Below are 515 nucleotides of genomic sequence, written 5' to 3' on the forward strand. Positions count from 1 at the left end.
ATGGAACCGTGGCTATCCAAGCGTTCGTCGATTCGCGACTCTGGACGAGGTAGAGGCACACTACAAGAGCTGGAAAGGCATCAAAGCGTTAGTTGAAGGCGAAGCCTTGGGCTGAGCCGTGTCTGAGCGATCAGGCTTGGCCTGATCGCGAAGAAAGGCCGGAGGCCGCAGCAAGGGCCAAAGGCCCGCCTGAAGGCAAGCACAACATCTGACAACGCCTCAAAAATCCACTCGCCCACCTACGTTGCAAGCCCCCGCCAGCGTCAAGGCAAAAAACACCAGCTTCACCTGCACGGGCGCAATACTGGATCATCTTCATCCACCCCATTGGCGATAGCCATGGCCCGGTAGTTTTCATGCAGCTCCACAGTGTCATCGACCACGACATCATCCGCGATGTCACCTGTGATATATCCCATTCGGACAGCAAGATTGTGAGTAGCGCCCTTGAGCAGAAAACCTGCGCATGTTGCGGGTTTATCCGAGCCCGATTGGTGACAGCCAAACAAGTGCTG

General features: G+C 55.9%; 1 protein-coding gene. It reads right to left on the reverse strand.

The window, feature by feature from the left end; genetic code table 11:
- Positions 1-284 precede the first annotated feature (284 nt).
- The coding region (locus V7D18_RS05080; protein WP_426152080.1) for a DUF6283 family protein at positions 285-515 on the reverse strand (231 nt) is incomplete at its 5' end.

This window comes from Lacrimispora sp. 38-1, assembly GCF_049890855.1.
GTDB lineage: Bacteria > Bacillota > Clostridia > Lachnospirales > Lachnospiraceae > Lacrimispora.